This is a genomic window from Ralstonia sp. Ralssp110, assembly GCF_047325135.1.
GTDB classification, from domain to species: domain Bacteria; phylum Pseudomonadota; class Gammaproteobacteria; order Burkholderiales; family Burkholderiaceae; genus Ralstonia; species Ralstonia mojiangensis.
Genome location: NZ_CP168610.1, coordinates 2,064,532 through 2,085,609, shown reverse-complemented (window position 1 = coordinate 2,085,609; position 21,078 = coordinate 2,064,532). Strand labels below are relative to the sequence as shown.

The window sequence follows — 21,078 nt, the reverse complement described above, 5'->3', positions numbered from 1 at the left end:
ACCATGATTGAACGCCGTCCATTCCTGGACTTCCTCACCCACGTCGTGCTGATTCTCGGCGTGATCGTCGTGGCGTTTCCGGTGTACGTCGTATTCGTCGCGTCGTCGTTGACGGCCGAAGACGTGCTGCAGGCGCCGATGACGCTGATTCCTGGTCCGCACCTCATCGAAAACTACCGCACGGTGCTCACGTCGGGCATGGGCAACTCGGCCACGCCTGTCGGCACCATGCTCATGAACAGCCTGATCATGGCGCTGGGCATTTCGCTCGGGAAGATCGCGATTTCCATCATCTCGGCCTTCGCGATCGTCTATTTCAAGTTCCCGCTGCGCAAGACGTTCTTCTGGCTCATCTTCGTCACGCTGATGCTTCCGGTGGAAGTGCGGATCCTGCCCACATACAAGGTGGTGGCGGATCTCGGCATGCTGAACACTTACGCTGGGATGACGATTCCGATCATCGCGTCGGCCACGGCCACGTTCCTGTTCCGGCAGTTCTTCCTGACCATTCCCGATGAACTGGCGGAAGCTGCGCGCATCGATGGCGCCGGCCCGCTCAAATTTTTCTGGGACGTGGTGCTGCCGCTCTCGCGCACCAGCATCGCGGCGCTGTTCGTGATCCAGTTCATTTACGGCTGGAACCAGTACCTCTGGCCGCTCTTGATCACGACCGAGAAGAACATGACGCCCATCGTGCTGGGCGTGACGCAAATGATCTCCCGCTCCGGCGATTCCGCCACCGACTGGAACCTGCTGATGGCCACCGTGATGCTGGCCATGTTGCCGCCTGCGGCAATCGTGATCGGCATGCAGCGGTGGTTTGTGAAGGGCCTCGTCGAAACCGAAAAGTAAAAGAAGCAAGATGGCAAAACTTTCGCTACGCAACGTCCAGAAGCACTACGCCAACCTCCAGGTCGTGCACGGCATCGACATGGAGATCGGCGACGGGGAGTTCATCGTCATCGTCGGCCCGTCGGGCTGCGGCAAGTCCACGCTGCTGCGCATGGTGGCGGGGCTGGAGCCCATCACCGGCGGCGAAGTGTGGATTGGCGACCGCGTCGTCAACGAACTGGAACCGGCCGAGCGCGATATCGCGATGGTGTTCCAGAACTATGCGCTGTATCCGCACATGAGCGTGTTCGACAACATGGCCTACGGCCTGAAGATCCGAGGCTTGCCCAAGAGCGATATTCAAGCGCGCGTGGAACAGGCCGCGGGCATTCTTGAACTCGGCAAGCTGCTCGATCGCAAGCCGCGCCAGCTCTCGGGCGGCCAGCGCCAGCGTGTGGCCATGGGTCGCGCGATCGTGCGTGAGCCGGCTGTGTTCCTGTTCGACGAACCGCTCTCCAACCTGGATGCCAAGCTGCGCGTGCAGATGCGTCTGGAACTGAAGGATCTGCATCGCCGTCTGCGTACGACGAGCCTGTACGTCACGCACGACCAGGTCGAGGCGATGACGCTGGCCGATCGCATGATGGTGCTCAACGGAGGCCGCGTTGAGCAGATCGGCACGCCGCTTGAGGTGTACTCGCGTCCGGCCAGCACGTTCGTGGCAGGCTTCATCGGCTCGCCGCCGATGAACCTCGTGCCCGTGTCGCGCAATGCCGGCGGCGGCACGCAGATCCGGGTGGATGGTGCGAAGGAGGGCGACACTCCTGCCACGCTTGGCCATCTGCCGATGGGTCTTCATCTGCCCGAACACGCGCTGATGGGTTTGCGCCCCGAACACATCGAGCCGTGCTCAGTTGACGAAGCCATCGCCCTGATCGACGTGCGTGTGGTCGAAGCCCTTGGTGCAGATGCATTTGCGTATGGTGCGCTGGCTGGTCATCCGGTCGTGGTCCGGCTGGAGCCGCATGCCAGCGTAAAAGCCGGTGACAAGCTGCCGATCACCGCGGCCGCCGAACACTTGCACTGGTTCGATCCGCAAACCACCCGCCGCATCGAGGCGCTGGCATGACCGGCGCACGCGCCTTGCCTGACTGGCCATATCCACGCGCCATTGCGCACCGCGGCGCGGGGAAGCTGGCGCCGGAGAACACGCTGGGGGCCTTCCGCCATGGCGCGTCGTTCGGCTACCGCATGTTCGAATTCGACGTGAAGCTTTCCGGCGACGGCGCCTCGGTCCTGTTGCACGACGCCACGCTGGATCGCACCACGAATGGCGCGGGCCGCCTCGATGCGCTCACGCTTGGTCAGATTGCACAACTGGACGCAGGCAGTTGGCACAGCGCTGCCTACGCGGGTGAGCCGGTGCCGACGCTGGCAGCCATCGCACGCTACCTTCGCGCCAACAACTTCCTCGCCAATATCGAAATCAAGCCGGTGCCAGGCGCGGAGTGGCGTACGGGCGCCGCTGTGGCGCTCGACGCCCGCACGCTGTGGGCCGGCGCCGACGTGCCGCCGCTGCTGTCGTCGTTTTCGGAAGACGCGCTGGCTGCCGCGCGTGAGGCTGCGCCGGAATTGCCCCGCGCGTTGCTGCTCGACAAACTGCCCGCCGATTGGCTTGACCGACTGCACGCATTGGACTGCGTTGCGCTCGACGCCAACCATCGCGAACTGACGCCTGAGGTCATTGACGAGGCACACGCCGCGGGCTTCCGCGTCTGCTGCTATACGGTCAACGATCTGGATCGCGCGCGGTTGCTCTGGAGCGCGGGGCTGGACGGCTTGATCACCGATTGGGTCGACCGAATTTCGCCCGCCTGAATGTGATCAAGGCATGGCATTGACGTGGCATAACAACGGTCCTTTGTCACGTCAAAGAATCGGAATATTGCTTATAAACATGCTATGCTTCCCCTCCGTGAAGACTTAGGTCCTTCCCGCACAACTTGTCTGTAAAAGCTGTCTCGGTACCCCCTTTCTGCCTTGCGCGATCCGGTCCGACCAGGTGATTTCAGGCGATTTAGTTTGCGATCCGCTAACCGGTCAAGCCGTGTCGCGGAAGGTTGATGAACCCGCTGAACTCCGGCAGACCCGGAGAAAAGTGAGCGCCCCATGACAGAGCTGTATAAGCAGTACCTGGACACTTCGTACCTGTCCGGCGGTAACGCCGCCTACGTTGAAGATCAGTACGAAGCGTACCTTCAAGATCCCACGTCCGTTAGCGAGGCACTGCGCGCGTACTTCGATGCGCTGCAGAACGTCCCCGCCGTCGACGGTTCCAACGCCCGGGATATCGCCCACGCCCCCATCGTCACGTCGTTCGCCGAGCGCGCCAAGGCTGGCCCGATCAAGACGATTGTCGCGTCTGCCGATTCCGATATGGGTCGCAAGCGCGTGTCGGCCACGCAGCTGATCGCCGCGTACCGCAATGTTGGCCTGCGTTGGGCTGATCTTGATCCGCTCAAGCGTCAGGAGCGCCCGCCGGTGCCGGATCTGGACCCGGCTTTCTACGGTTTCACTGAAGCCGATCAGGACATCATCTTCAATGCCAGCAACACGTATTTCGGCAAAGAATCGATGAGCCTGCGCGAGCTGGTCAACAACCTGCGCGAGACGTACTGCGGCTCGATCGGCGCCGAGTTCATGTACATCAGCGACCAGGCGCAAAAGCGCTGGTGGCAAGAGCGTCTGGAAACCATTCGCTCCAAGCCGACGTTCTCGGCTGAAAAGAAAAAGCACATCCTGGAACGCCTGACGGCCGCTGAAGGCCTCGAGCGCTTCCTGCATACGAAGTACGTCGGTCAGAAGCGTTTCTCGCTGGAAGGCGGCGAAAGCTTCATCGCGGCGATGGACGAGCTGATCCAGCATTCCGGCGCCAAGGGCGTGCAGGAAATCGTGATCGGCATGGCCCACCGCGGCCGTCTGAACGTGCTGGTCAACACGCTGGGCAAGATGCCCGCCGACCTGTTTGCCGAATTCGAAGGCAAGCACGTGGACGACCTGCCGGCTGGCGACGTGAAGTACCACAAGGGCTTCTCGAGCGATGTGACCACGCCGGGCGGCCCCGTCCACCTGTCGCTGGCGTTCAACCCGTCGCACCTGGAAATCGTTAACCCGGTCGTCGAAGGCTCGGTCAAGGCGCGTCAGGAGCGCCGCGACGATAAGCACGGCGCGCAAGTGCTGGCTGTGCAGGTGCACGGTGACGCGGCCTTCGCTGGCCAGGGCGTCGTGATGGAAACGCTGAACCTCGCGCAAACGCGCGGTTACGGCACGGGCGGCACGATCCATATCGTGATCAACAACCAGATCGGTTTCACGACGTCGGACCCGCGCGACTCGCGCTCGACGCTGTACTGTACCGACGTGGTCAAGATGATCGAAGCGCCGGTTCTGCACGTGAACGGCGACGATCCGGAAGCCGTCGTGCTGGCCATGCAACTGGCCGTGGACTTCCGTACCGAGTTCCAGAAGGACATTGCGGTCGACATCATCTGCTTCCGTAAGCTCGGCCACAACGAGCAAGACACGCCGGCAATGACGCAGCCGCTGATGTACAAGAAGATCGGCACGCACCCCGGCACGCGCAAGCTCTACGCAGACAAGCTCGTCACGCAGAACACGCTGAAGACCGAAGAGCCGGACGCCCTGGTGCAGGAATTCCGTGCCGCCATGGACGCGGGCAAGCACACGGTCGACCCGGTGCTGTCGAACTTCAAGAACAAGTTCGCTGTGGATTGGCTGCCGTTCCTGAACCGCAAATGGACGGATGCGGCCGATACCGCTGTGCCGATGGCCGAACTCAAGCGTCTGGCCGAGCGCATCACCGCCATCCCCGATCACTTCAAGCTGCACCCGCTGGTTGAGAACGTCGTCAACAACCGCGCCAAGATGGGCAAGGGCGAGCTGTCGCTGGACTGGGGCATGGGCGAGCACCTGGCTTTCGCATCGCTGGTGGCGTCTGGCTACCCGGTGCGTATCACTGGTCAGGATGCGGGTCGCGGTACGTTCACGCACCGTCACGCAGTCCTGCACGATCAGAACCGCGAGCGTTGGGACGCCGGCAGCTACATCCCGCTGCAGAATGTGTCGGAGAGCCAAGCTCCCTTTACGGTGATTGACTCGGTGCTGTCGGAAGAGGCCGTGATGGGCTTCGAGTACGGCTATTCGTCGGCTGAGCCGAACACCCTGGTGATCTGGGAAGCCCAGTTCGGTGACTTCGCCAACGGCGCACAGGTCGTGATCGATCAGTTCATCTCGTCGGGCGAAGTGAAGTGGGGTCGTGCCTCGGGTCTGACGCTGATGCTGCCGCATGGCTACGAAGGCCAAGGTCCGGAGCACAGCTCGGCACGCCTGGAGCGCTACCTGCAGCTCTGCGCAGACCACAACATGCAAGTGGTGCAGCCGACCACGCCGGCGCAGATCTTCCACCTGCTGCGTCGCCAGATGATCCGGATGTTCCGCAAGCCGCTGATCATCCTGACGCCGAAGTCGCTGCTGCGCAGCAAGGATGCTGTGTCGCCGCTGTCGGATCTGGCCAAGGGCCATTTCGAAACGGTGATCGCCGATACGGCCGAAGATCTGAACGCCGCCAAGGTCAAGCGCGTCGTGGCCTGCTCGGGCAAGGTCTACTACGACCTGGTCAACGCCCGTAAGGAACGTGGCCTGACCGACACGGCCATCATCCGTGTGGAACAGCTCTATCCGTTCCCGCACAAGGCGTTCGCAGCCGAGCTGAAGAAGTATCCGAACCTCGCCGAAGTGGTGTGGTGCCAGGACGAGCCGCAGAACCAGGGCGCCTGGTTCTTCGTGCAGCACTACATCCTGGAGAACATGACCGAGGGTCAGAAGCTGGGCTACGCAGGTCGCCCGGCATCGGCATCGCCGGCCGTGGGCTACTACGCCAAGCACAACGAGCAGCAGAAGGCGCTGATCGATGCCGCGTTTGGCAAGCTCAAGGGCTTCGTGCTGAACAAGTAAGCGACCTCTGCACCAAGGCGGCAGCTTCGGCTGTCGCCTTGACGCATCTTCGCTCCCGAATTCCACCGTATATCGAATTAGCGCGGCTCCCGCACAAGAGGAGCACGTGCACATGAATCCAAGGAACCACCGAAATGGCTATCGTTGAAGTCAAGGTCCCGCAGTTTTCCGAGTCCGTTGAAGAAGGCACGCTGATCTCCTGGAAGAAGAAGCCGGGCGAAGCCGTGGCCCAGGACGAAATCCTGATCGAAGTCGAGACCGACAAGGTCGTGCTGGAAGTGCCGGCCCCGTCGGCGGGCGTGCTGGCTGAAGTGCTGGTGGCGGACGGCGCAACCGTGACGTCGGAACAGCTGCTGGCCAAGATCGACACCGAAGGCAAGGCAGGCGTCGCAGCTCCTGCTGCTGCGCCGGCTCCCGCGGCGGCTGCTCCGGCGCCGGTACCGGCTGCTGCCGCTCCGGCCGCCGCTGCAGCGGGTGGCGTGGCGATGCCGTCGGCCGCCAAGCTGATGGCTGAGAACAACCTGTCGGCTGGCCAAGTGGCCGGCACGGGCCGCGATGGCCGCATCACCAAGGGCGACGTGCTGGGTGCCGTGGCTGGTGGCGCCAAGCCGGCTGCTGCTGCCGCTCCGCAAGCCGCACGTCCGGCGTTGCAGCAAGTGGCTGCTCCGGTGGACTTCGCCGCTCTGGGCGACCGCCCGGAAGAGCGCGTGCCGATGAGCCGCCTGCGCGCCCGTATCGCCGAGCGCCTGGTGCAGTCGCAATCGACCAACGCCATCCTCACCACCTTCAACGAAGTCAACATGAAGCCGGTGATGGACTTGCGGGCCAAGTTCAAGGACCAGTTCGAGAAGACCCACGGCGTGAAGCTGGGCTTCATGTCGTTCTTCGTGAAGGCGGCTGTCCACGCGCTGAAGAAGTACCCAGTCATCAACGCATCGGTTGACGGCAACGACATCGTCTACCACGGCTACTTCGACATCGGTATCGCTGTCGGCTCGCCGCGCGGCCTGGTGGTGCCCATCCTGCGCAATGCCGACCAGATGAGCCTGGCCGATATCGAGAAGAAGATTGCCGAGTTCGGCCAGAAGGCCAAGGACGGCAAGCTGACGCTGGACGACCTGACCGGCGGTACGTTCTCGATCTCGAACGGCGGCACGTTCGGCTCGATGCTGTCGACCCCGATCATCAACCCGCCGCAATCGGCCATCCTGGGCGTACACGCCACCAAGGATCGCGCCGTGGTGGAGAACGGCCAAGTCGTGGTCCGCCCGATGAACTATCTGGCCATGTCCTACGACCACCGCATCATCGACGGCCGCGAAGCCGTGCTGGGCCTGGTGGCAATGAAGGAAGCGCTGGAAGATCCGGCCCGCCTGCTGCTGGACCTGTAATCGACGCGTTGATGACCTGAGACGCCGCAGCCCGTTGGGTGCAGCGGCGTCCGAATCGAGGATTTCTCCATGAGCAAAGAATTTGACGTGCTGGTGATCGGCGCCGGCCCCGGTGGCTACATCGCCGCCATCCGCGCTGGCCAGCTGGGCCTGAACGTGGCCTGCTGCGAAGACAACGCCTACGACGATCCGAAGGGCGAGCCGCGCCTGGGGGGCACCTGCCTGAACGTCGGCTGCATTCCCTCGAAGGCGTTGCTAGCCTCGTCGGAAGAGTTCGAGAACGTGAACCACCATCTGGCCGACCACGGCATCACGGTGGACGGCGTCAAGGTCGACGTGGCCAAGATGCTCAAGCGCAAGGACGACATCGTCGGCAAGATGACCAAGGGCATCGAGTTCCTGTTCCGCAAGAACAAGGTGACGCTGCTCAAGGGCCACGGCAAGTTCGTCGGCAAGACCGACGCTGGCTATCAGGTCGAGATTGCAGGCAAGGCAGGCACGGAAGTCGTGACGGCCAAGCACGTGATCATCGCTACGGGCTCGAAGGCTCGTCATCTGCCGGGCGTGAAGGTCGACAACGTGACCATCGCCGACAACGAAGGCGCACTGAAGTTTGGCGAAGTGCCGAAGAAGCTGGGCGTGATCGGTGCCGGCGTGATCGGCCTCGAGCTGGGCTCGGTGTGGCGCCGTCTGGGCGCCGAAGTGACGATTCTCGAAGCGCTGCCGAGCTTCCTCGGTGCGGCTGACGAATCCGTTGCCAAGGAAGCCAACAAGCTGCTGACCAAGCAGGGCCTGAAGATCAACGTCGGCGTGAAGGTCGGCGAGATCGAATCGTCGGGCAAGGGCGTAAAGGTCAACTACACCGACGCTGCCGGCGCTGCGCAAGTGCTGGAGTGCGACAAGTTGATCGTGTCGATCGGCCGCGTGCCGAACACCGACAACCTGGGCTTGGAAGCGATCGGCCTGGCGGCGGATCAGCGTGGCTTTATCGAGGTGGACGAACACTGCGCGACCAAGCTGCCGAACCTGTGGGCGATCGGCGACGTGGTGCGTGGCCCGATGCTGGCGCACAAGGCAGAAGACGAAGGCGTGGCTGTGGCCGAGCGCATCGTCGGCCAGAAGCCGCACATCGACTACAACTGCATTCCGTGGGTTATCTACACGTACCCGGAAATTGCATGGGTGGGCAAGACCGAGCAGCAGCTCAAGGCCGAAGGGCGCGAGACCAAGGCGGGCCAGTTCCCGTTCATGGCGAACGGTCGTGCACTGGGCATGGGCGCATCCGACGGTTTCGTGAAGGTCATCGCTGATGCGAAGACCGATGAAATCCTGGGCGTGCACATCGTGGCGGCCAACGCCTCGGACTTGGTTGCCGAAGCCGTGGTGGCAATGGAGTTCAAGGCTGCAGCTGAAGATATCGGCCGTATCTGCCATCCGCACCCTTCGATGTCGGAAGTGATGCGCGAAGCTGCGCTGGCGGTCGACAAGCGTCAGCTCAATATGTAAATCGCAAGCCGCAAGGCAAGCACGATGCCCGGTGAATCCACAAGATTGCCGGGCATCGGTCCATTTGGGCCCGCAAACGGTGCCCCAAGCAGATTAAGCAGATGAACGTCCAGGAAACCTACCTACAGGAACTGAAGGTGCGCGGCTATCAGCCCGACGAAGCGCAACAACGCGCCGTCGATCGCCTGCAGCGGTGCTACGACGAATGGGTTGCCTACAAGGCCCGTCGTTCGAACGCGCTGCGCAAGATGCTCGTGCGCCCCGATTTGCCGCGTGGGGTCTACATGTGGGGCGGGGTGGGGCGCGGCAAGTCGTTCCTGATGGATGCGTTCTATAGCTGCGTGCCATTGGTGCGCAAGACGCGTCTGCACTTTCACGAGTTCATGCGCGAAGTGCATCGCCAACTGGAAGAACTGCGCGGCCGCGCTGATCCGCTGGACGAGCTGGCCCGTCGCATCGCCAAGCGCTACCGCTTGATCTGTTTTGACGAATTCCACGTCAGCGACGTTGCCGACGCGATGATCCTGCACCGCTTGCTCGATCAGCTCTTTGCCAACGGTGTGCAGTTTGTGATGACGTCCAACTATCGTCCGGACTTGCTGTATCCGGACGGCCTGCACCGCGACCGTGTGCTGCCGGCCATTGCGCTGCTGCAGGAGAAGCTCGACGTCCTCAACGTCGACGCGGGCGTCGATTACCGCAAGCGCGCGATGGAGCAAGTGCAAGCCTATTACACGCCGCTAGGCGCGAAGGCCAATTCGGCGTTGCGCGATGCGTTTACGGCGGTGGCCGGAGTGCCGGACGAGTCGCCGGTGCTGCGCATCGAGCACCGTGAGATTCGTGCGGCGCGCAAGGCCGGCGGTGTGGTGTGGTTCGACTTCGCCACGCTGTGCGGTGGCCCGCGCTCGCAGAACGATTATTTGGAGATCGCTTCGCGCTTTCACACCGTTATCCTGGCCGATGTGCCGAAGATGACGCCGCGCATGGCATCGGAGGCGCGCCGCTTCACGTGGCTGATCGACGTGTTCTACGATCACAAGGTCAAGCTGCTAATGTCGGCGGAGGTGCCGGCAGACGAGTTGTACACCGAAGGCCAGATGGCCAACGAATTCCAGCGGACCGTGTCGCGCATCGTCGAGATGCAGTCGCGCGAATACCTCGATGCACCTCGCCGCGAAGTGGACACGTCACTGACCTGATCTCGCCCGCTGCCGTGTGACTAGTGCGACGTCGGCGGCGAATTGCGATGCGACGGCGGCGCCTGCGAGGGCCGCAAGCTGGCGCCAAAGAAGTCCTGTGGCAGGCGCTCGGTTTTGCGATTGACGTTGCGGAACGCGCCTTCCACCAGCATGGGCGCGACATTGCTCACATCGGTTTGCGACGCCATGGTCACGTCTTCGGTAAAGCCGCGTTCGCACAGCTCGCGGCCGGACACAGAATCAAGCAGCCACGCTTTCATCATGCCGGTCTGCGACGCCTCGCGATAAATCGCGCGAGCGGCGAGCGCTTCGGGCGAGAGCGCTTGCGGCAAGAACCCCGCCACTGTTTCCGACAGGTGATGCACGATTGCACCGGCGGCGAGCCAGTCTTCAAGGGCGGGGCGCAGGCTGCCATCGGCCCAGCGTTCTCCTGAGGCCACCACGGCCACGCGACGGCCCAGCCGCGATGCTGCTTCAGCCACCGCGCGCGCGTTGCGCAGGCAACCAGCAAACGTCGGCGTCGATCCGGTGGCGAGTGCGAGTGTTGCCCCATTAGGCGAGGGCAGGACGAGGTTGCTGCCCATTGGCAATTCCCGCAGCGACGTTGGCGAGAGCGTATACCCCGCCTGACTGCGGTTGTGGCCCGCCAGCATGGCCCCGGCACGGCGCGCGAAGGTTTCAGCGCTGGCGTCGCGCCATGGGTACGGATAGATGCGTGCCCCGCGCGCCACGGCCACATCCACACAAGTGCAGAAGGAAAGCACGTCCACCACGATGACGGCGTCGCAATGTGGCGCCAGCGCGGATGCTCCGTGCTCGCCCCATTCGCAGTGGATGTTGTACAGGCTGAATTCGGTTGCCATGTCGCGCCCTCCTGGTTGGCTGGTGCAGCTCTTCACTATAGGCGGCTTATTTTTTTATGGGAAAGTGGGCATGTTGAGGTGCGCTGAGGGTCGCATTTCAGGCTGATTCTTATTGGACCGTGCTTGATGCGTATCAAGGGCGCGCCGGGGGATGCTGGCTAGCATCGTCCTCATAATGACGACGATATTCGCCCCCAACCATCCAACCGCGCCGGTTGCCGGCATAGGTTCGCCTCCTGGCCCGAGCGGAGCCGCCGCGTCGCGCATCACCTGCTATCACTGCGCATCGCCACTGGATGGCGCCACCGCTCTCCGCGCTGACATCGGCGGCAAGTCCCGCGAATTTTGCTGTGCCGGCTGCCAGGCTGTCGCGCAAACGCTGCACGCCTCCGGCATGGGCCACGTCTATGACGGCCCAATCGCTTTCGCCAAGCCCATCGAAGGTGACCGTCGCACCGAAGCCGAAGCTGTTTGGGCAACCTACGATCTGCCCGTCATGCGTGAGCGCTTCGTGCGCACGAGCGCTGACGGTGCGGAAGAACTTTCCCTTGCGATCAGCGGCATGCGTTGCGCTGCGTGCGTCTGGCTGATCGAGCGTGCGCTCTCGCGAGTGCCGGGCGTGCGCGAAGCTACCGTCAATTACGCCACGGAACGTGCGCGCATCGTCGGAGATGCAGGGGCGATGCGGCTGTCCGCGGTGTTCGCTGCCATTGCCGACGTCGGATATGAAGCCTGGCCAGACCAGCCGTCCGCCCGCCGCACTGCCGAGGCGCGCGAACGCCGCAGCCTGCTGATCCGCTTGGGGCTGGCGATGCTCGGCATGATGCAAGTGATGATGTACGCGTGGCCGGTGTACCTGCACGGCAGCGACATCCCCGCGAGCCAGACGCGCCTGATGCAGTGGGCCAGCCTGATGCTGACCGTGCCCGTGGTGTTGATTTCTGCGCGACCCATCTTCATCAATGCGTGGCGGCAAGTGAGGCATGCGCACGTCGGCATGGATGTGCCCGTGGCGCTGGGGATCGGCGCAGCGTTCATTGCCAGCGTATTCGCTACGTTGCGTGGTCATGGCGAAACGTATTTCGATTCCGTGACGATGTTCGTCGCTTTCCTGCTGGCGGCGCGCTATCTCGAACTGCGTGCGCGGCAGAGTGCAGCTTCCGGCGCTGAAGCGTTGGTGCATCAGTTGCCAGCCACCTGCCGGCGGTTCCATGCCGAAAGCGGCGCGCTGGAAACCATCCCCGTTGCAGCCTTGCAGCAAGGCGATTGCGTGGAAGTGCGCGCCGGTGAAGTTCTGCCCGCCGACGGCACCATTGAACGCGGCACCACTGAGATCGACGAATCGCTTCTCTCCGGTGAAAGCGTGCCGCGCCCGCGCGACGTGGGCGCGGCCGTGCTGGCAGGCAGCTACAACGTCGTCAGCGCCATTCGCGTGCGTGTCAATCGCGTAGGCGCCCAGACACGCCTTGCCGCCATCGTGGATCTGCTGGAACGCGCCTTAACGGACAAGCCACGCATGGCTGAACTCGCTGATCGTGTTGCCGGGCGCTTTGTGGCAGTGCTGCTCGGCTGGGCGCTACTGACGGCGATCGCGTGGTGGTGGATCGATCCGACACGCATGTTTGCCGTCACCGTGGCGGTGCTGGTGGTGAGTTGCCCATGTGCGTTGTCGCTGGCCACGCCGTCTGCGCTGGCCGCGGCCAGTGGAGCGCTGGCACGGCGCGGTGTGCTGGTCACGCGTGGCCACGCGATCGAGAGCCTGGCAGCCGTGACGGACGTGCTGCTCGACAAGACCGGTACGCTCACCGAGGGGCGTTTGCGCTTGCTGAGCATCGAGACCTTCGCCGATGTGGATGCCGAACACTGCCTCGCATTGGCATGCGCGATGGAGCAATCCGAGAATCACCCGATCGCCCAGTCGCTGCGGGCCGCCACCTCCGCTGAAATGCCGTTGCCAACGTTGGGGCGCGTGACCAATGTGCCGGGGCAGGGCGTGTATGCCCTGGCCGATAACCAATTGGTGCGTCTTGGAACGCAGTCGTTCGCGGCAGTGCACTACGCAGATCAGCCCGTTGCTTCCATTCGTTACGGCACGGAAGCACCGATGGAGGAAGTGCCGCCGGCGGCCGCATGCACGTCGGTCTGGCTCGGCCGCAATGGCCAACCGCTCGCGCGCTTCACTCTGGCCGATACGCCGCGGGCCGATGCGCCTGCATGCCTGAGTGCCTTGCGCGCACAAGGATTGCGCTTGCACCTCGTTTCCGGCGATGCGCCTGAGACCGTGCACTGGTGGGCCAACCGCCTCGGCATCGACCGCGCCGCGGGCGGCGTCAGCCCGGAAGACAAACGCGCCTACGTGCGCAAGCTGCAGGCAGACGGCGCCCGTGTGCTTGCCGTCGGCGACGGCATCAACGATGCGCCGTTGCTCGCCCAGGCGCAGGTCTCCATCGCCATTGGGTCGGGTGCGCCCCTCGCCCAGGCCGGCGCCGACGCCATCCTCACCGAGCCTCGCCTGTTTGCCATTAGCGAGGCCGTGTCGATCGGCCGTCGCACGTTGCGCGTGGTGCGCCAGAACCTCGGCTGGGCTTTTGCCTACAACGCGATCAGCATTCCGCTCGCCACGCTGGGGTGGCTGTCGCCGCTGGCGGCGGGCATCGGCATGTCGGTGTCGTCGTTGCTGGTAGCGCTCAATGCGTGGCGCTTGTCGCGCGCGGTCTAGGAGGGCTGCCATGGAAACCCTATTCCTGCTGATTCCGCTGTCGCTGATGTTGGTTGTGGCGATTGTCGGAGTGCTGTGGTGGGCGGTCGGCTCGGGCCAATACGACGATCTCAAGGCGCCGGCTGAATCGATTTTGCTCGACCCTGATACCCCGGTGCGTGACGCAATGTCGCGGGACGGAACTACTTGACCACGTTGGCTGGGGTGCCTTGATGCACGTCAAGACTCGATTGTCGCCCCATTCTTAACATGACCCTATCAAACCAACACTCTCGGGGAGCAAGCATGCAATCGTCCAGCGCGTTGCAGCCCACCCAGACCTTCAACTACCGCGTTGTTCGCCAGTTCTCGATCATGACGATCGTCTGGGGCATCGTCGGTATGGCGGTCGGTGCGCTGATCGCGGCCCAGTTGATCTGGCCGCAACTGAATTTCGGGGTGCCTTGGCTGACCTATGGTCGGCTGCGTCCTCTGCACACGAATGCCGTCATCTTTGCGTTTGGCGGCAGCGCACTGTTTGCGACGTCTTACTACATCGTGCAGCGTACCTGCCAGGTGCGTTTGCTTTCCGACAAGCTCGCCGCCTTCACGTTCTGGGGCTGGCAGGCAGTGATCGTGGCCGCCGCCATCACGCTGCCGCTTGGCTACACGAGTTCGAAGGAATACGCCGAACTCGAATGGCCGATCGACATCCTGATCACCGTGGTGTGGGTGGCCTACGCGATCGTCTTCTTCGGCACCATTGCCAAGCGCAAGACCCGGCACATCTACGTCGCCAACTGGTTCTTCGGCGCCTACATCATCACGATCGCGCTGCTGCATATCGTCAACAACGCTGAGTTGCCGGTGTCGCTGTTCAAGTCATATTCGGCTTATGCCGGTGTGCAGGATGCGATGGTGCAATGGTGGTATGGCCACAACGCAGTGGGCTTCTTCCTGACTACCAGCTTCCTGGGCATGATGTATTACTTCGTGCCCAAGCAGGCCGAGCGCCCGATCTATTCGTATCGCTTGTCGATCGTGCACTTCTGGGCACTGAACTTCACGTACATGTGGGCGGGCCCTCACCACCTGCAATACACCGCACTGCCTGACTGGGCTCAGTCGCTCGGCATGGTGTTCTCGCTCATTCTGCTGGCGCCGTCGTGGGGCGGCATGATCAACGGGATCATGACCCTGTCGGGCGCCTGGCACAAACTGCGCACCGATCCGATCCTGAAGTTCCTCGTGGTGGCGCTGTCGTTCTACGGCATGGCGACGTTCGAGGGCTCGATGATGTCCATCAAGACCGTGAATGCGCTGTCGCACTACACCGATTGGACGATCGGGCACGTTCACTCGGGTGCCCTCGGCTGGGTGGCGATGATCACCATCGGTTCGATGTACTACATGATCCCGCGGCTGTTTGGCCAACAGAGGATGTACAGCACACGCCTGATCGAGGTGCACTTCTGGGTGGCGACCATCGGCGTGGTGCTCTACATCGCTGCCATGTGGGTTGCCGGCGTGATGCAAGGTCTGATGTGGCGCGCTACTGAGGCCGACGGCACGCTGACCTACAGCTTCGTTGAAGCGGTGAAGGCAACGTACCCGTTCTATCTGATTCGCCTCGCTGGCGGCCTGTGCTTCCTGGGCGGCATGCTGCTGATGGCATTCAACGTGTTCAAGACCATCCAGGGCAGCAAGGCCGTCGATGCACCAATTCCTCAACCGGCCCAGACCCCGATGGTCGCGGCTCAGTGAGGAGGGGAACATGAGCAACCAATCCAACAAGTTTTTCTCGCACGAGACGCTGGAAAAGAACATCGGCTTCCTGATCGTGCTGACGCTGGTGGTGGTCAGCATTGCAGGCCTGGTGCAGATCGTGCCGCTGTTCTTTCAGCATTCGACCACTGAACCGGTCAAGGGCATCGCTCCGTATTCGCCGCTCCGGCTGGCGGGGCGCGACATCTACATCCGCGAAGGCTGCGTCGGGTGCCACTCGCAGCAAGTGCGTACGCTGCGCGCCGAAACCGAACGCTACGGCCACTATTCGCTGGCAGGCGAATCGGTGTTCGATCACCCGTTCCTGTGGGGCTCCAAGCGCACGGGCCCGGATCTGGCACGCGTGGGGCAACGCTATTCGGACGACTGGCATCGCATCCATCTGCGCGACCCGCGTGAGGTGGTGCCCGAGTCGAACATGCCTTCGTATGTGTGGCTCTCGAAGACGCCGCTGGACAACAGCGACATCGAAAAGAAGATGCACGTCCTGCGCCAGCTCGGTGTGCCGTACACGGATGCGCAGATCGCCGGGGCGCGTGAGCAACTCGCAGGCAAGACGGAAGAGGATGCCGTGGTCGCCTACCTGCAAGGCCTCGGTGTGGAACTGCGCAACGTCCGGGACGTGGCTGTCGAGCCGGCTGCCGCGCCTGCCACCGTTGCGGCCAAGGAGTGAGCCATGGCCATGCTGAGTGCAATTGCGACTGCCGTCTTCCTCGTGCTGTTCGTCTGCATTACCTGGTGGGCATTCTCCGCGCATCGCCGCGCTGCGAATGCGGAATCGGCCATGCTGCCGTTTCTGCTGCCCGATGAGGCCGAGGTCGCCGGTGCGCGCGCAGACGCGTCGCGCCCGCATCAATAAGGACACAGAATCATGAGCGACTTCATTTCGGAGTTCTGGGGGTATTACATCGCAGCGATCGCCTTGGTCGGCATCGTGTGGTGCATCTGGCTGCTGTTCTCCCAGCGGCGCATTCAAGTGGCACCGGGGCACAGCGCCGGTGAAGATACAGGCCATGTCTGGGATGGCGATCTGCGTGAATTGAACAATCCGCTGCCGCGCTGGTGGATGTGGATGTTCCTGCTGTCGTGCATCTTTGCGTTGGGATACCTGATCCTGTACCCCGGCCTGGGTGCATACGGCGGGGTGCTTGGTTTCTCCACGCGCGGCGAGCTGGCCTCGCAGCGTGCGGCGGCCGATGCTCAGGTCCGCCCGCTCTATGAGCGCTATGCCGGCATGGACATCAAGCAGATCGCCGCCGACCCGCAGGCCCATGAGATCGGCCAGCGCCTGTTCCTGAACAACTGTGCGCAGTGCCATGGCTCGGACGCTGGCGGCGCGAAGGGCTTCCCGAACCTGACCGACAACGACTGGCTGTACGGCGGCGAGCCCGAGACGATCCTGACGACCATCACCAAGGGGCGTCACGGCGTCATGCCATCCCTCGCGGCGGTGGTGGACGGCAATCAGGCTGTCAACGTGGCCAACTATGTGCGTTCGCTGTCGGGCCTGTCTTACGACCCGATCAAGGCAGCGCGTGGCGAACCGACGTTCAAGTCGGTCTGCGCGGCCTGCCACACGGCAACCGGCAAGGGCAATCAGGCGCTCGGCGCGCCCAACCTGACCGACCGCGTCTGGCTGTACGGCAGTTCGGAAGCGACCATCGTCGAGACCATCCTCAAGGGCCGTGACAACACAATGCCGGCACACGAGAACCTGCTCTCGCCGGAGAAGATCCGCATGCTGGCGGCCTATGTCTGGGGTCTGTCGAACAGCAACACGAGTCACGCGCAATGAGCGACAAAGAACCAGCCTGGCGCCCGATGACGCCCGCCACCGCGGCGGCGGGCGCCGAGGACGCCCCGACCGAGCAGATGCTCTATGAGGTCCGGCGCAAGATTTATCCGCGCGCCGTGACCGGCGCCTTCGCGCGTTGGCGCGTCTGGCTGGTGTTGGCCACGCAAGCCATTTTTTATGGCTTGCCGTGGTTCCAGTGGAACGGTCGCCAAGCAGTGCTGTTCGACCTGGGCGCACGCAAGTTCTACCTCTTTGGCCTCGTGTTGTGGCCGCAGGATGTCATCTATCTGACGGTGCTGCTGGTGCTATCGGCGCTGGCGCTGTTTCTGTTTACGGCAGTGGCAGGGCGGCTCTTCTGCGGCTATGCCTGTCCGCAGACGGTCTACACAGAAATCTTTATGTGGATCGAGCGGCATGTCGAAGGTGACCGCTTTGCCCGCATCCGGCTCGATGGCGAGCGTTGGAGCTTGCGCAAGCTGCGCCTCAAGGCCACCAAGCATTCGGCTTGGGTGCTGATCGCGCTGTGGACGGGCTTCACCTTCGTCGGCTTCTTCACGCCGATCCGCGACCTGGGCATGGAGACCTGGACGCTGTCGCTCGGCCCTTGGCAGACGTTCTGGATGCTGTTCTACGCATTTGCGACCTGGGGTAACGCCGGTTTCATGCGCGAACAGGTCTGCCGCTACATGTGTCCCTACGCTCGTTTCCAGAGCGTGATGGTCGATCCCGATACCTACGTCGTCACTTATGACACGCAGCGCGGTGAGCCGCGCGGAAGCCGATCGCGCAACGCTGATTTCGAAGCGCAGGGTCTGGGTGCCTGCGTGGACTGCAGCATCTGTGTACAGGTATGCCCGACCGGCATCGACATCCGCCAGGGGCTGCAATACGAATGTATCGGTTGCGGCGCCTGCATTGACGCCTGCGATCAGGTCATGGACAAGATGCGTTACGCGCGCGGTCTGATCCGCTATACGTCGGAACGCGCGATGCGCGATCGGCTCAGTCCGAAGGACGCCCGTCGGCATCTGCTGCGCCCGCGGGTGCTGATCTATACCGGGATCATGTTGGTGCTCATCACCGGCTTCATCGTGGCGTTGACCATGCGGCAGCCGCTCAAGGTCGACGTGATTCGTGATCGTGGTGCACTGGCCCGTGAAGTAGACGGCGGCAAGATCGAGAACGTTTATCGCCTGCAACTGATGAACGCGTCCGAGCACCCCATACGCGTGACCATCACCGCCGAGGGCATGCCGGAACTGGACGTGCAGGGCGGCAGCGGCGAGTCGACCACATTGGAGTTGCCGCCCGCGGCCAACCGACTGCTGCCTGTGCGCGTACGCCGGCCGGCCGACGATGCCGCCCCCGGCTCGCACAAAATCCGTTTCGTCATCCATGCAGACAGCGGTAGCGACAGCCTCGTACTGCGCGAACCGTCGAGCTTCATCGTGCCGCGCTGATGCGGCATCCCAAACAGGAGGCAACGATGCACGCAACGCAATCTTCCGCACAGGCCCGTCCCTGGTGGCGCGAGCCCTGGCCATGGCTGCTGATGGCAGGGCCGTTCGTCGCCATGGTCGGCTGCGGCGTCACCATCTGGCTGGCAATGTCGCATCCCGATCCTGCTATTCATGACAACGTGGTGCGCCGCGGTTTGGTTGTTGAAAAGACGGTCGTCGCGCCGCCACATGCCATTCACGCGGAGGCCCGATGAAACGTCGACTGCTGATGTGGATTCTGTGGCCGGCATTTCTGTCGGCCGCGTTGGCTGAGCTGGTGGTTTTTGCGGTGGTGGACCCCGCCGACCTGCGCTTCTTCGGCGAACAGATCACGGTGTCGACCCAGGCGGTCTACACCGTGTCGTTCTTTGTGTTCTGGTTGCTGTGCGGATTGTCGAGCGCGCTGACGCTCTATGTGTCGCCGGGCATCGGCAAACTGGAAGCGCATGAACACCCGCTCGTGTGAGCGGGAGCCATGGAAGCAGATTAGGCGGCCTGACCGCTCATGACCTGGCGCAGGCCGGCCAGGTCGACCAACTTGACGTGGCGCTGGCGGATCTGAATGAGACCCGCTTCGGCAAAGCGCGAGAACAGGCGGCTGACGGTTTCGAGCTTCAGACCCAGATAGCTGCCAAGTTCTTCACGGCTCATACGCAGCACAAACTCGGTCGACGAATATCCTCGCTGGGCCGATCGCTTCGAGAGGTTGAGCAGGAACGCTGCCAGACGCTCCTCCGCACGCATGGAGCCCAGCGTGAGAAGCATCAGATGATCCTGAGAGATTTCCTTGCTCATGATGCGCAGGAACTGATGCTGCAGCGAAGGCAGCCGGCGCGAAAGGTGCTGCAGCTCGTCGTAGCGCACCACGCAGACTTCAGTATCTTCGAGCGCGGTGGCGTCCGACACGTGGCGCATGTCGCCAATGCCATCGAGCCCGACGATTTCACCCGGCAGATGGAACCCAGTGATCTGGTGTCGACCGTCTTCAAGCGTCAGATGGGTTTTGAGCGTGCCGAAACGAATGCCGTAAACCGCTTCCAGAGGCTCCCCCAAGGAATAGAGCGATTGCCCCTTCTTAATGCGGATGCGTTCGCCGACCAAATCGTCCATCTTGCGCACGTCGTCCGAGTTCATTCCCACCGGCAGGCAGATTTGCCCGAGTACGCAGGTGGAACAACGCGAGGCTTGGTCGGTAAGTGCGATTCGAGTGAGCACGGGCGGGGGCGGCTGAATTTCGGGAAAGTGAAATGAGTAATTCTTGTGGTGCAACTGAGCCTTATTATAACGGCGACCTTCTCCGCGTCGGACATTTCCGATGCGGCAAAACGCACCAATTACGCTTAGTTCGCAACAGCAAAACGAAAACCTTGGCCCATATCAAAAGAGCGTCAGAAAGATGAGTGCCGCCGCGCTTCTGAGCGTTTTCCTCATTGCGTTGCTCGGCGGTGTCCATTGTCTGGCGATGTGCAGCGGTATCGCACTCGCGGCCGAGCGTGGGGCGGTGGCGGTGCGGATCGTGTCTCGCCGCCGACTATGGTTTGAGCAGGTCGTCATGCATGCCGGCCGGCTGACCACCTATACGCTGCTTGGCGCAATCATGGGTGCGATGGGTGCGACCGTCTGGCGCCAGCAATGGCTGCCGATTCAACGTGGCTTGTTTGCCTTTGCCAGTGCATTGCTACTCGCCTACGGTTTGTTGCTGCTCATGCGTTCCGCCGGAGATGTGTGGCGCAGCGTGTGGCTTGAGCGCTTGCTCGGCCGCGTCGCTGGTGGTCTGTCTCTAGTGGCCGCTAGGCTGGGCGGCAAGCTTCAGCGTCAGCCGCCGTTGCTGCGCCGCTATGTCACGGGTATGGCGTGGGGCTTAGTGCCGTGCGGTATGGTTTACGGCGCATTGGCTGTAGCGTTGTTGGCAGGCAACGCAGCCTCAGGGGCCGTGGTTATGCTCGTCTTTGGTGCCGGCACACTGCCCAACCTTCTGATGATGTCTGGCTTTGCCGGGTGGTTGCGAGGGCTGTCGCGCCAGCGATGGGCGCGAAGCGCGGCTGGCATCGCCATCGCCGGATTTGGGGTCTGGGGGCTGGTTCACGCGATCTGGCTGCCAGAGATGCTTAACGCACACGGATTCTGTCTCGTGCTGTAAGCGCTTAAAGCGCGTAGAAATCACCATCCGGCCCGGGATGGGAGGCTAGGACATCTTCCCGGTTGCGGCGCTGCTGGAAATTGCCCTACAATCGACAACAATTCGATTCGCCACCCGCGCAAATCAACAATCCCAAGCGCGGCGCCAAGCGATGCCATCCAGCGGTAGAGTCACCCTGGACAGTCGATTCGGGCGGGCTGCCGTTCTTCTTGGTAGTCGTCCGGTGCAGTATCCGTCCCCATGGCGGCGGAAGAAATTGCCCTTGTGGTGCCTGACCGGCACCGGATCAACTCGCTCCTCCGGCCCTACTTTGCGGGCACAGCCACTGCGTTTCGGT

General features: G+C 62.8%; 19 protein-coding genes. 17 read left to right on the top strand and 2 right to left on the bottom strand.

Annotated features, from left to right (window positions below):
• Positions 1 to 3 precede the first annotated feature (3 nt).
• The 7 genes from ugpE (at position 4) to zapE (ending at position 9,961) form a co-directional block, all read left to right on the top strand.
• A complete protein-coding gene (gene ugpE / locus ACEN9T_RS18660; RefSeq protein WP_413706728.1) occupies positions 4 to 852 on the top strand; it encodes a sn-glycerol-3-phosphate ABC transporter permease UgpE in 849 nt (282 codons plus the stop codon).
• 10 nt (positions 853 to 862) lie between these two features.
• Positions 863 to 1,960, top strand: a complete 1,098-nt coding sequence (locus ACEN9T_RS18655) for a sn-glycerol-3-phosphate import ATP-binding protein UgpC (protein WP_092971429.1) — start codon at positions 863 to 865, stop codon at positions 1,958 to 1,960.
• A complete protein-coding gene (gene ugpQ / locus ACEN9T_RS18650; protein WP_413706727.1) occupies positions 1,957 to 2,709 on the top strand; it encodes a glycerophosphodiester phosphodiesterase in 753 nt (250 codons plus the stop codon). The genes ACEN9T_RS18655 and ugpQ overlap by 4 nt, the downstream gene beginning before the upstream one ends.
• A 291-nt stretch (positions 2,710 to 3,000) precedes the next feature.
• Complete coding sequence (locus ACEN9T_RS18645) at positions 3,001 to 5,865, top strand: 2-oxoglutarate dehydrogenase E1 component (RefSeq protein ID WP_092971427.1); 2,865 nt, start codon at positions 3,001 to 3,003, stop codon at positions 5,863 to 5,865.
• A gap of 134 nt (positions 5,866 to 5,999) precedes the next feature.
• Complete coding sequence (gene odhB / locus ACEN9T_RS18640) at positions 6,000 to 7,256, top strand: 2-oxoglutarate dehydrogenase complex dihydrolipoyllysine-residue succinyltransferase (RefSeq protein WP_413706726.1); 1,257 nt, start codon at positions 6,000 to 6,002, stop codon at positions 7,254 to 7,256.
• A 69-nt stretch (positions 7,257 to 7,325) separates the two neighbouring features.
• On the top strand, positions 7,326 to 8,762 hold the full coding sequence (gene lpdA / locus ACEN9T_RS18635) for a dihydrolipoyl dehydrogenase (protein ID WP_092971425.1): 1,437 nt from the start codon (positions 7,326 to 7,328) through the stop codon (positions 8,760 to 8,762).
• 101 nt (positions 8,763 to 8,863) lie between these two features.
• On the top strand, positions 8,864 to 9,961 hold the full coding sequence (zapE, locus tag ACEN9T_RS18630; protein ID WP_413706725.1) for a cell division protein ZapE: 1,098 nt from the start codon (positions 8,864 to 8,866) through the stop codon (positions 9,959 to 9,961).
• A gap of 20 nt (positions 9,962 to 9,981) precedes the next feature.
• Here the strand turns inward: zapE and ACEN9T_RS18625 are convergent, their stop codons facing one another.
• Complete coding sequence (locus ACEN9T_RS18625; RefSeq protein ID WP_092971423.1) at positions 9,982 to 10,824, bottom strand: 2-phosphosulfolactate phosphatase; 843 nt, start codon at positions 10,822 to 10,824, stop codon at positions 9,982 to 9,984.
• 175 nt (positions 10,825 to 10,999) lie between these two features.
• Here ACEN9T_RS18625 and ACEN9T_RS18620 point away from each other — a divergent pair, with 175 nt between their 5' ends.
• The 9 genes from ACEN9T_RS18620 to ACEN9T_RS18580 all read left to right on the top strand — a co-directional run bounded on the left by ACEN9T_RS18620 (position 11,000) and on the right by ACEN9T_RS18580 (position 19,067).
• Complete coding sequence (locus tag ACEN9T_RS18620; RefSeq protein ID WP_413706724.1) at positions 11,000 to 13,543, top strand: heavy metal translocating P-type ATPase; 2,544 nt, start codon at positions 11,000 to 11,002, stop codon at positions 13,541 to 13,543.
• A 10-nt stretch (positions 13,544 to 13,553) separates the two neighbouring features.
• Positions 13,554 to 13,733: a cbb3-type cytochrome oxidase assembly protein CcoS gene (gene ccoS, locus ACEN9T_RS18615; RefSeq protein WP_092971421.1), complete on the top strand. Its 180-nt coding sequence runs from the start codon at positions 13,554 to 13,556 to the stop codon at positions 13,731 to 13,733.
• A 95-nt stretch (positions 13,734 to 13,828) separates the two neighbouring features.
• A complete protein-coding gene (ccoN, locus tag ACEN9T_RS18610) occupies positions 13,829 to 15,286 on the top strand; it encodes a cytochrome-c oxidase, cbb3-type subunit I (protein WP_092971420.1) in 1,458 nt (485 codons plus the stop codon).
• 10 nt (positions 15,287 to 15,296) lie between these two features.
• Positions 15,297 to 15,980 (top strand): cytochrome-c oxidase, cbb3-type subunit II, encoded by a 684-nt coding sequence (ccoO, locus tag ACEN9T_RS18605; protein WP_092971419.1) that lies wholly within the window; start codon positions 15,297 to 15,299, stop codon positions 15,978 to 15,980.
• Between the two features lie 3 nt (positions 15,981 to 15,983).
• Positions 15,984 to 16,166, top strand: coding sequence for a cbb3-type cytochrome oxidase subunit 3 (locus ACEN9T_RS18600; protein ID WP_009238364.1), 183 nt, complete (start codon positions 15,984 to 15,986; stop codon positions 16,164 to 16,166).
• Between the two features lie 12 nt (positions 16,167 to 16,178).
• Positions 16,179 to 17,102: a cytochrome-c oxidase, cbb3-type subunit III gene (gene ccoP, locus ACEN9T_RS18595; RefSeq protein ID WP_092971418.1), complete on the top strand. Its 924-nt coding sequence runs from the start codon at positions 16,179 to 16,181 to the stop codon at positions 17,100 to 17,102.
• Positions 17,099 to 18,562 (top strand): cytochrome c oxidase accessory protein CcoG, encoded by a 1,464-nt coding sequence (gene ccoG / locus ACEN9T_RS18590; protein ID WP_092971417.1) that lies wholly within the window; start codon positions 17,099 to 17,101, stop codon positions 18,560 to 18,562. The genes ccoP and ccoG overlap by 4 nt, the downstream gene beginning before the upstream one ends.
• A 26-nt stretch (positions 18,563 to 18,588) precedes the next feature.
• The gene (locus ACEN9T_RS18585; RefSeq protein ID WP_092971416.1) at positions 18,589 to 18,816 is read left to right on the top strand and encodes a FixH family protein; all 228 of its coding nucleotides are present in this window, start codon (positions 18,589 to 18,591) and stop codon (positions 18,814 to 18,816) included.
• A complete protein-coding gene (locus ACEN9T_RS18580; protein ID WP_092971415.1) occupies positions 18,813 to 19,067 on the top strand; it encodes a hypothetical protein in 255 nt (84 codons plus the stop codon). The genes ACEN9T_RS18585 and ACEN9T_RS18580 overlap by 4 nt, the downstream gene beginning before the upstream one ends.
• Before the next feature lie 20 nt (positions 19,068 to 19,087).
• Here the strand turns inward: ACEN9T_RS18580 and fnr are convergent, their stop codons facing one another.
• The gene (gene fnr, locus ACEN9T_RS18575) at positions 19,088 to 19,816 is read right to left on the bottom strand and encodes a fumarate/nitrate reduction transcriptional regulator Fnr (protein ID WP_092971874.1); all 729 of its coding nucleotides are present in this window, start codon (positions 19,814 to 19,816) and stop codon (positions 19,088 to 19,090) included.
• Positions 19,817 to 19,997: 181 nt separating this feature from the next.
• Here fnr and ACEN9T_RS18570 point away from each other — a divergent pair, with 181 nt between their 5' ends.
• The gene (locus ACEN9T_RS18570) at positions 19,998 to 20,741 is read left to right on the top strand and encodes a sulfite exporter TauE/SafE family protein (protein WP_413708479.1); all 744 of its coding nucleotides are present in this window, start codon (positions 19,998 to 20,000) and stop codon (positions 20,739 to 20,741) included.
• Positions 20,742 to 21,078 lie beyond the last annotated feature (337 nt).

Excerpts from the sequence above, each read along its gene's own strand:
- ugpE (WP_413706728.1), top strand. The coding sequence starts at position 4 with ATGATTGAACGCCGTCCATTCCTGGACTTCCTCACCCACGTCGTGCTG.
- ACEN9T_RS18655 (WP_092971429.1), top strand. The coding sequence starts at position 863 with ATGGCAAAACTTTCGCTACGCAACGTCCAGAAGCACTACGCCAACCTC.
- ugpQ (WP_413706727.1), top strand. The coding sequence starts at position 1,957 with ATGACCGGCGCACGCGCCTTGCCTGACTGGCCATATCCACGCGCCATT.
- ACEN9T_RS18645 (WP_092971427.1), top strand. The coding sequence starts at position 3,001 with ATGACAGAGCTGTATAAGCAGTACCTGGACACTTCGTACCTGTCCGGC.
- odhB (WP_413706726.1), top strand. The coding sequence starts at position 6,000 with ATGGCTATCGTTGAAGTCAAGGTCCCGCAGTTTTCCGAGTCCGTTGAA.
- lpdA (WP_092971425.1), top strand. The coding sequence starts at position 7,326 with ATGAGCAAAGAATTTGACGTGCTGGTGATCGGCGCCGGCCCCGGTGGC.
- zapE (WP_413706725.1), top strand. The coding sequence starts at position 8,864 with ATGAACGTCCAGGAAACCTACCTACAGGAACTGAAGGTGCGCGGCTAT.
- ACEN9T_RS18625 (WP_092971423.1), bottom strand. The coding sequence starts at position 10,824 with ATGGCAACCGAATTCAGCCTGTACAACATCCACTGCGAATGGGGCGAG.
- ACEN9T_RS18620 (WP_413706724.1), top strand. The coding sequence starts at position 11,000 with ATGACGACGATATTCGCCCCCAACCATCCAACCGCGCCGGTTGCCGGC.
- ccoS (WP_092971421.1), top strand. The coding sequence starts at position 13,554 with ATGGAAACCCTATTCCTGCTGATTCCGCTGTCGCTGATGTTGGTTGTG.
- ccoN (WP_092971420.1), top strand. The coding sequence starts at position 13,829 with ATGCAATCGTCCAGCGCGTTGCAGCCCACCCAGACCTTCAACTACCGC.
- ccoO (WP_092971419.1), top strand. The coding sequence starts at position 15,297 with ATGAGCAACCAATCCAACAAGTTTTTCTCGCACGAGACGCTGGAAAAG.
- ACEN9T_RS18600 (WP_009238364.1), top strand. The coding sequence starts at position 15,984 with ATGGCCATGCTGAGTGCAATTGCGACTGCCGTCTTCCTCGTGCTGTTC.
- ccoP (WP_092971418.1), top strand. The coding sequence starts at position 16,179 with ATGAGCGACTTCATTTCGGAGTTCTGGGGGTATTACATCGCAGCGATC.
- ccoG (WP_092971417.1), top strand. The coding sequence starts at position 17,099 with ATGAGCGACAAAGAACCAGCCTGGCGCCCGATGACGCCCGCCACCGCG.
- ACEN9T_RS18585 (WP_092971416.1), top strand. The coding sequence starts at position 18,589 with ATGCACGCAACGCAATCTTCCGCACAGGCCCGTCCCTGGTGGCGCGAG.
- ACEN9T_RS18580 (WP_092971415.1), top strand. The coding sequence starts at position 18,813 with ATGAAACGTCGACTGCTGATGTGGATTCTGTGGCCGGCATTTCTGTCG.
- ACEN9T_RS18570 (WP_413708479.1), top strand. The coding sequence starts at position 19,998 with ATGAGTGCCGCCGCGCTTCTGAGCGTTTTCCTCATTGCGTTGCTCGGC.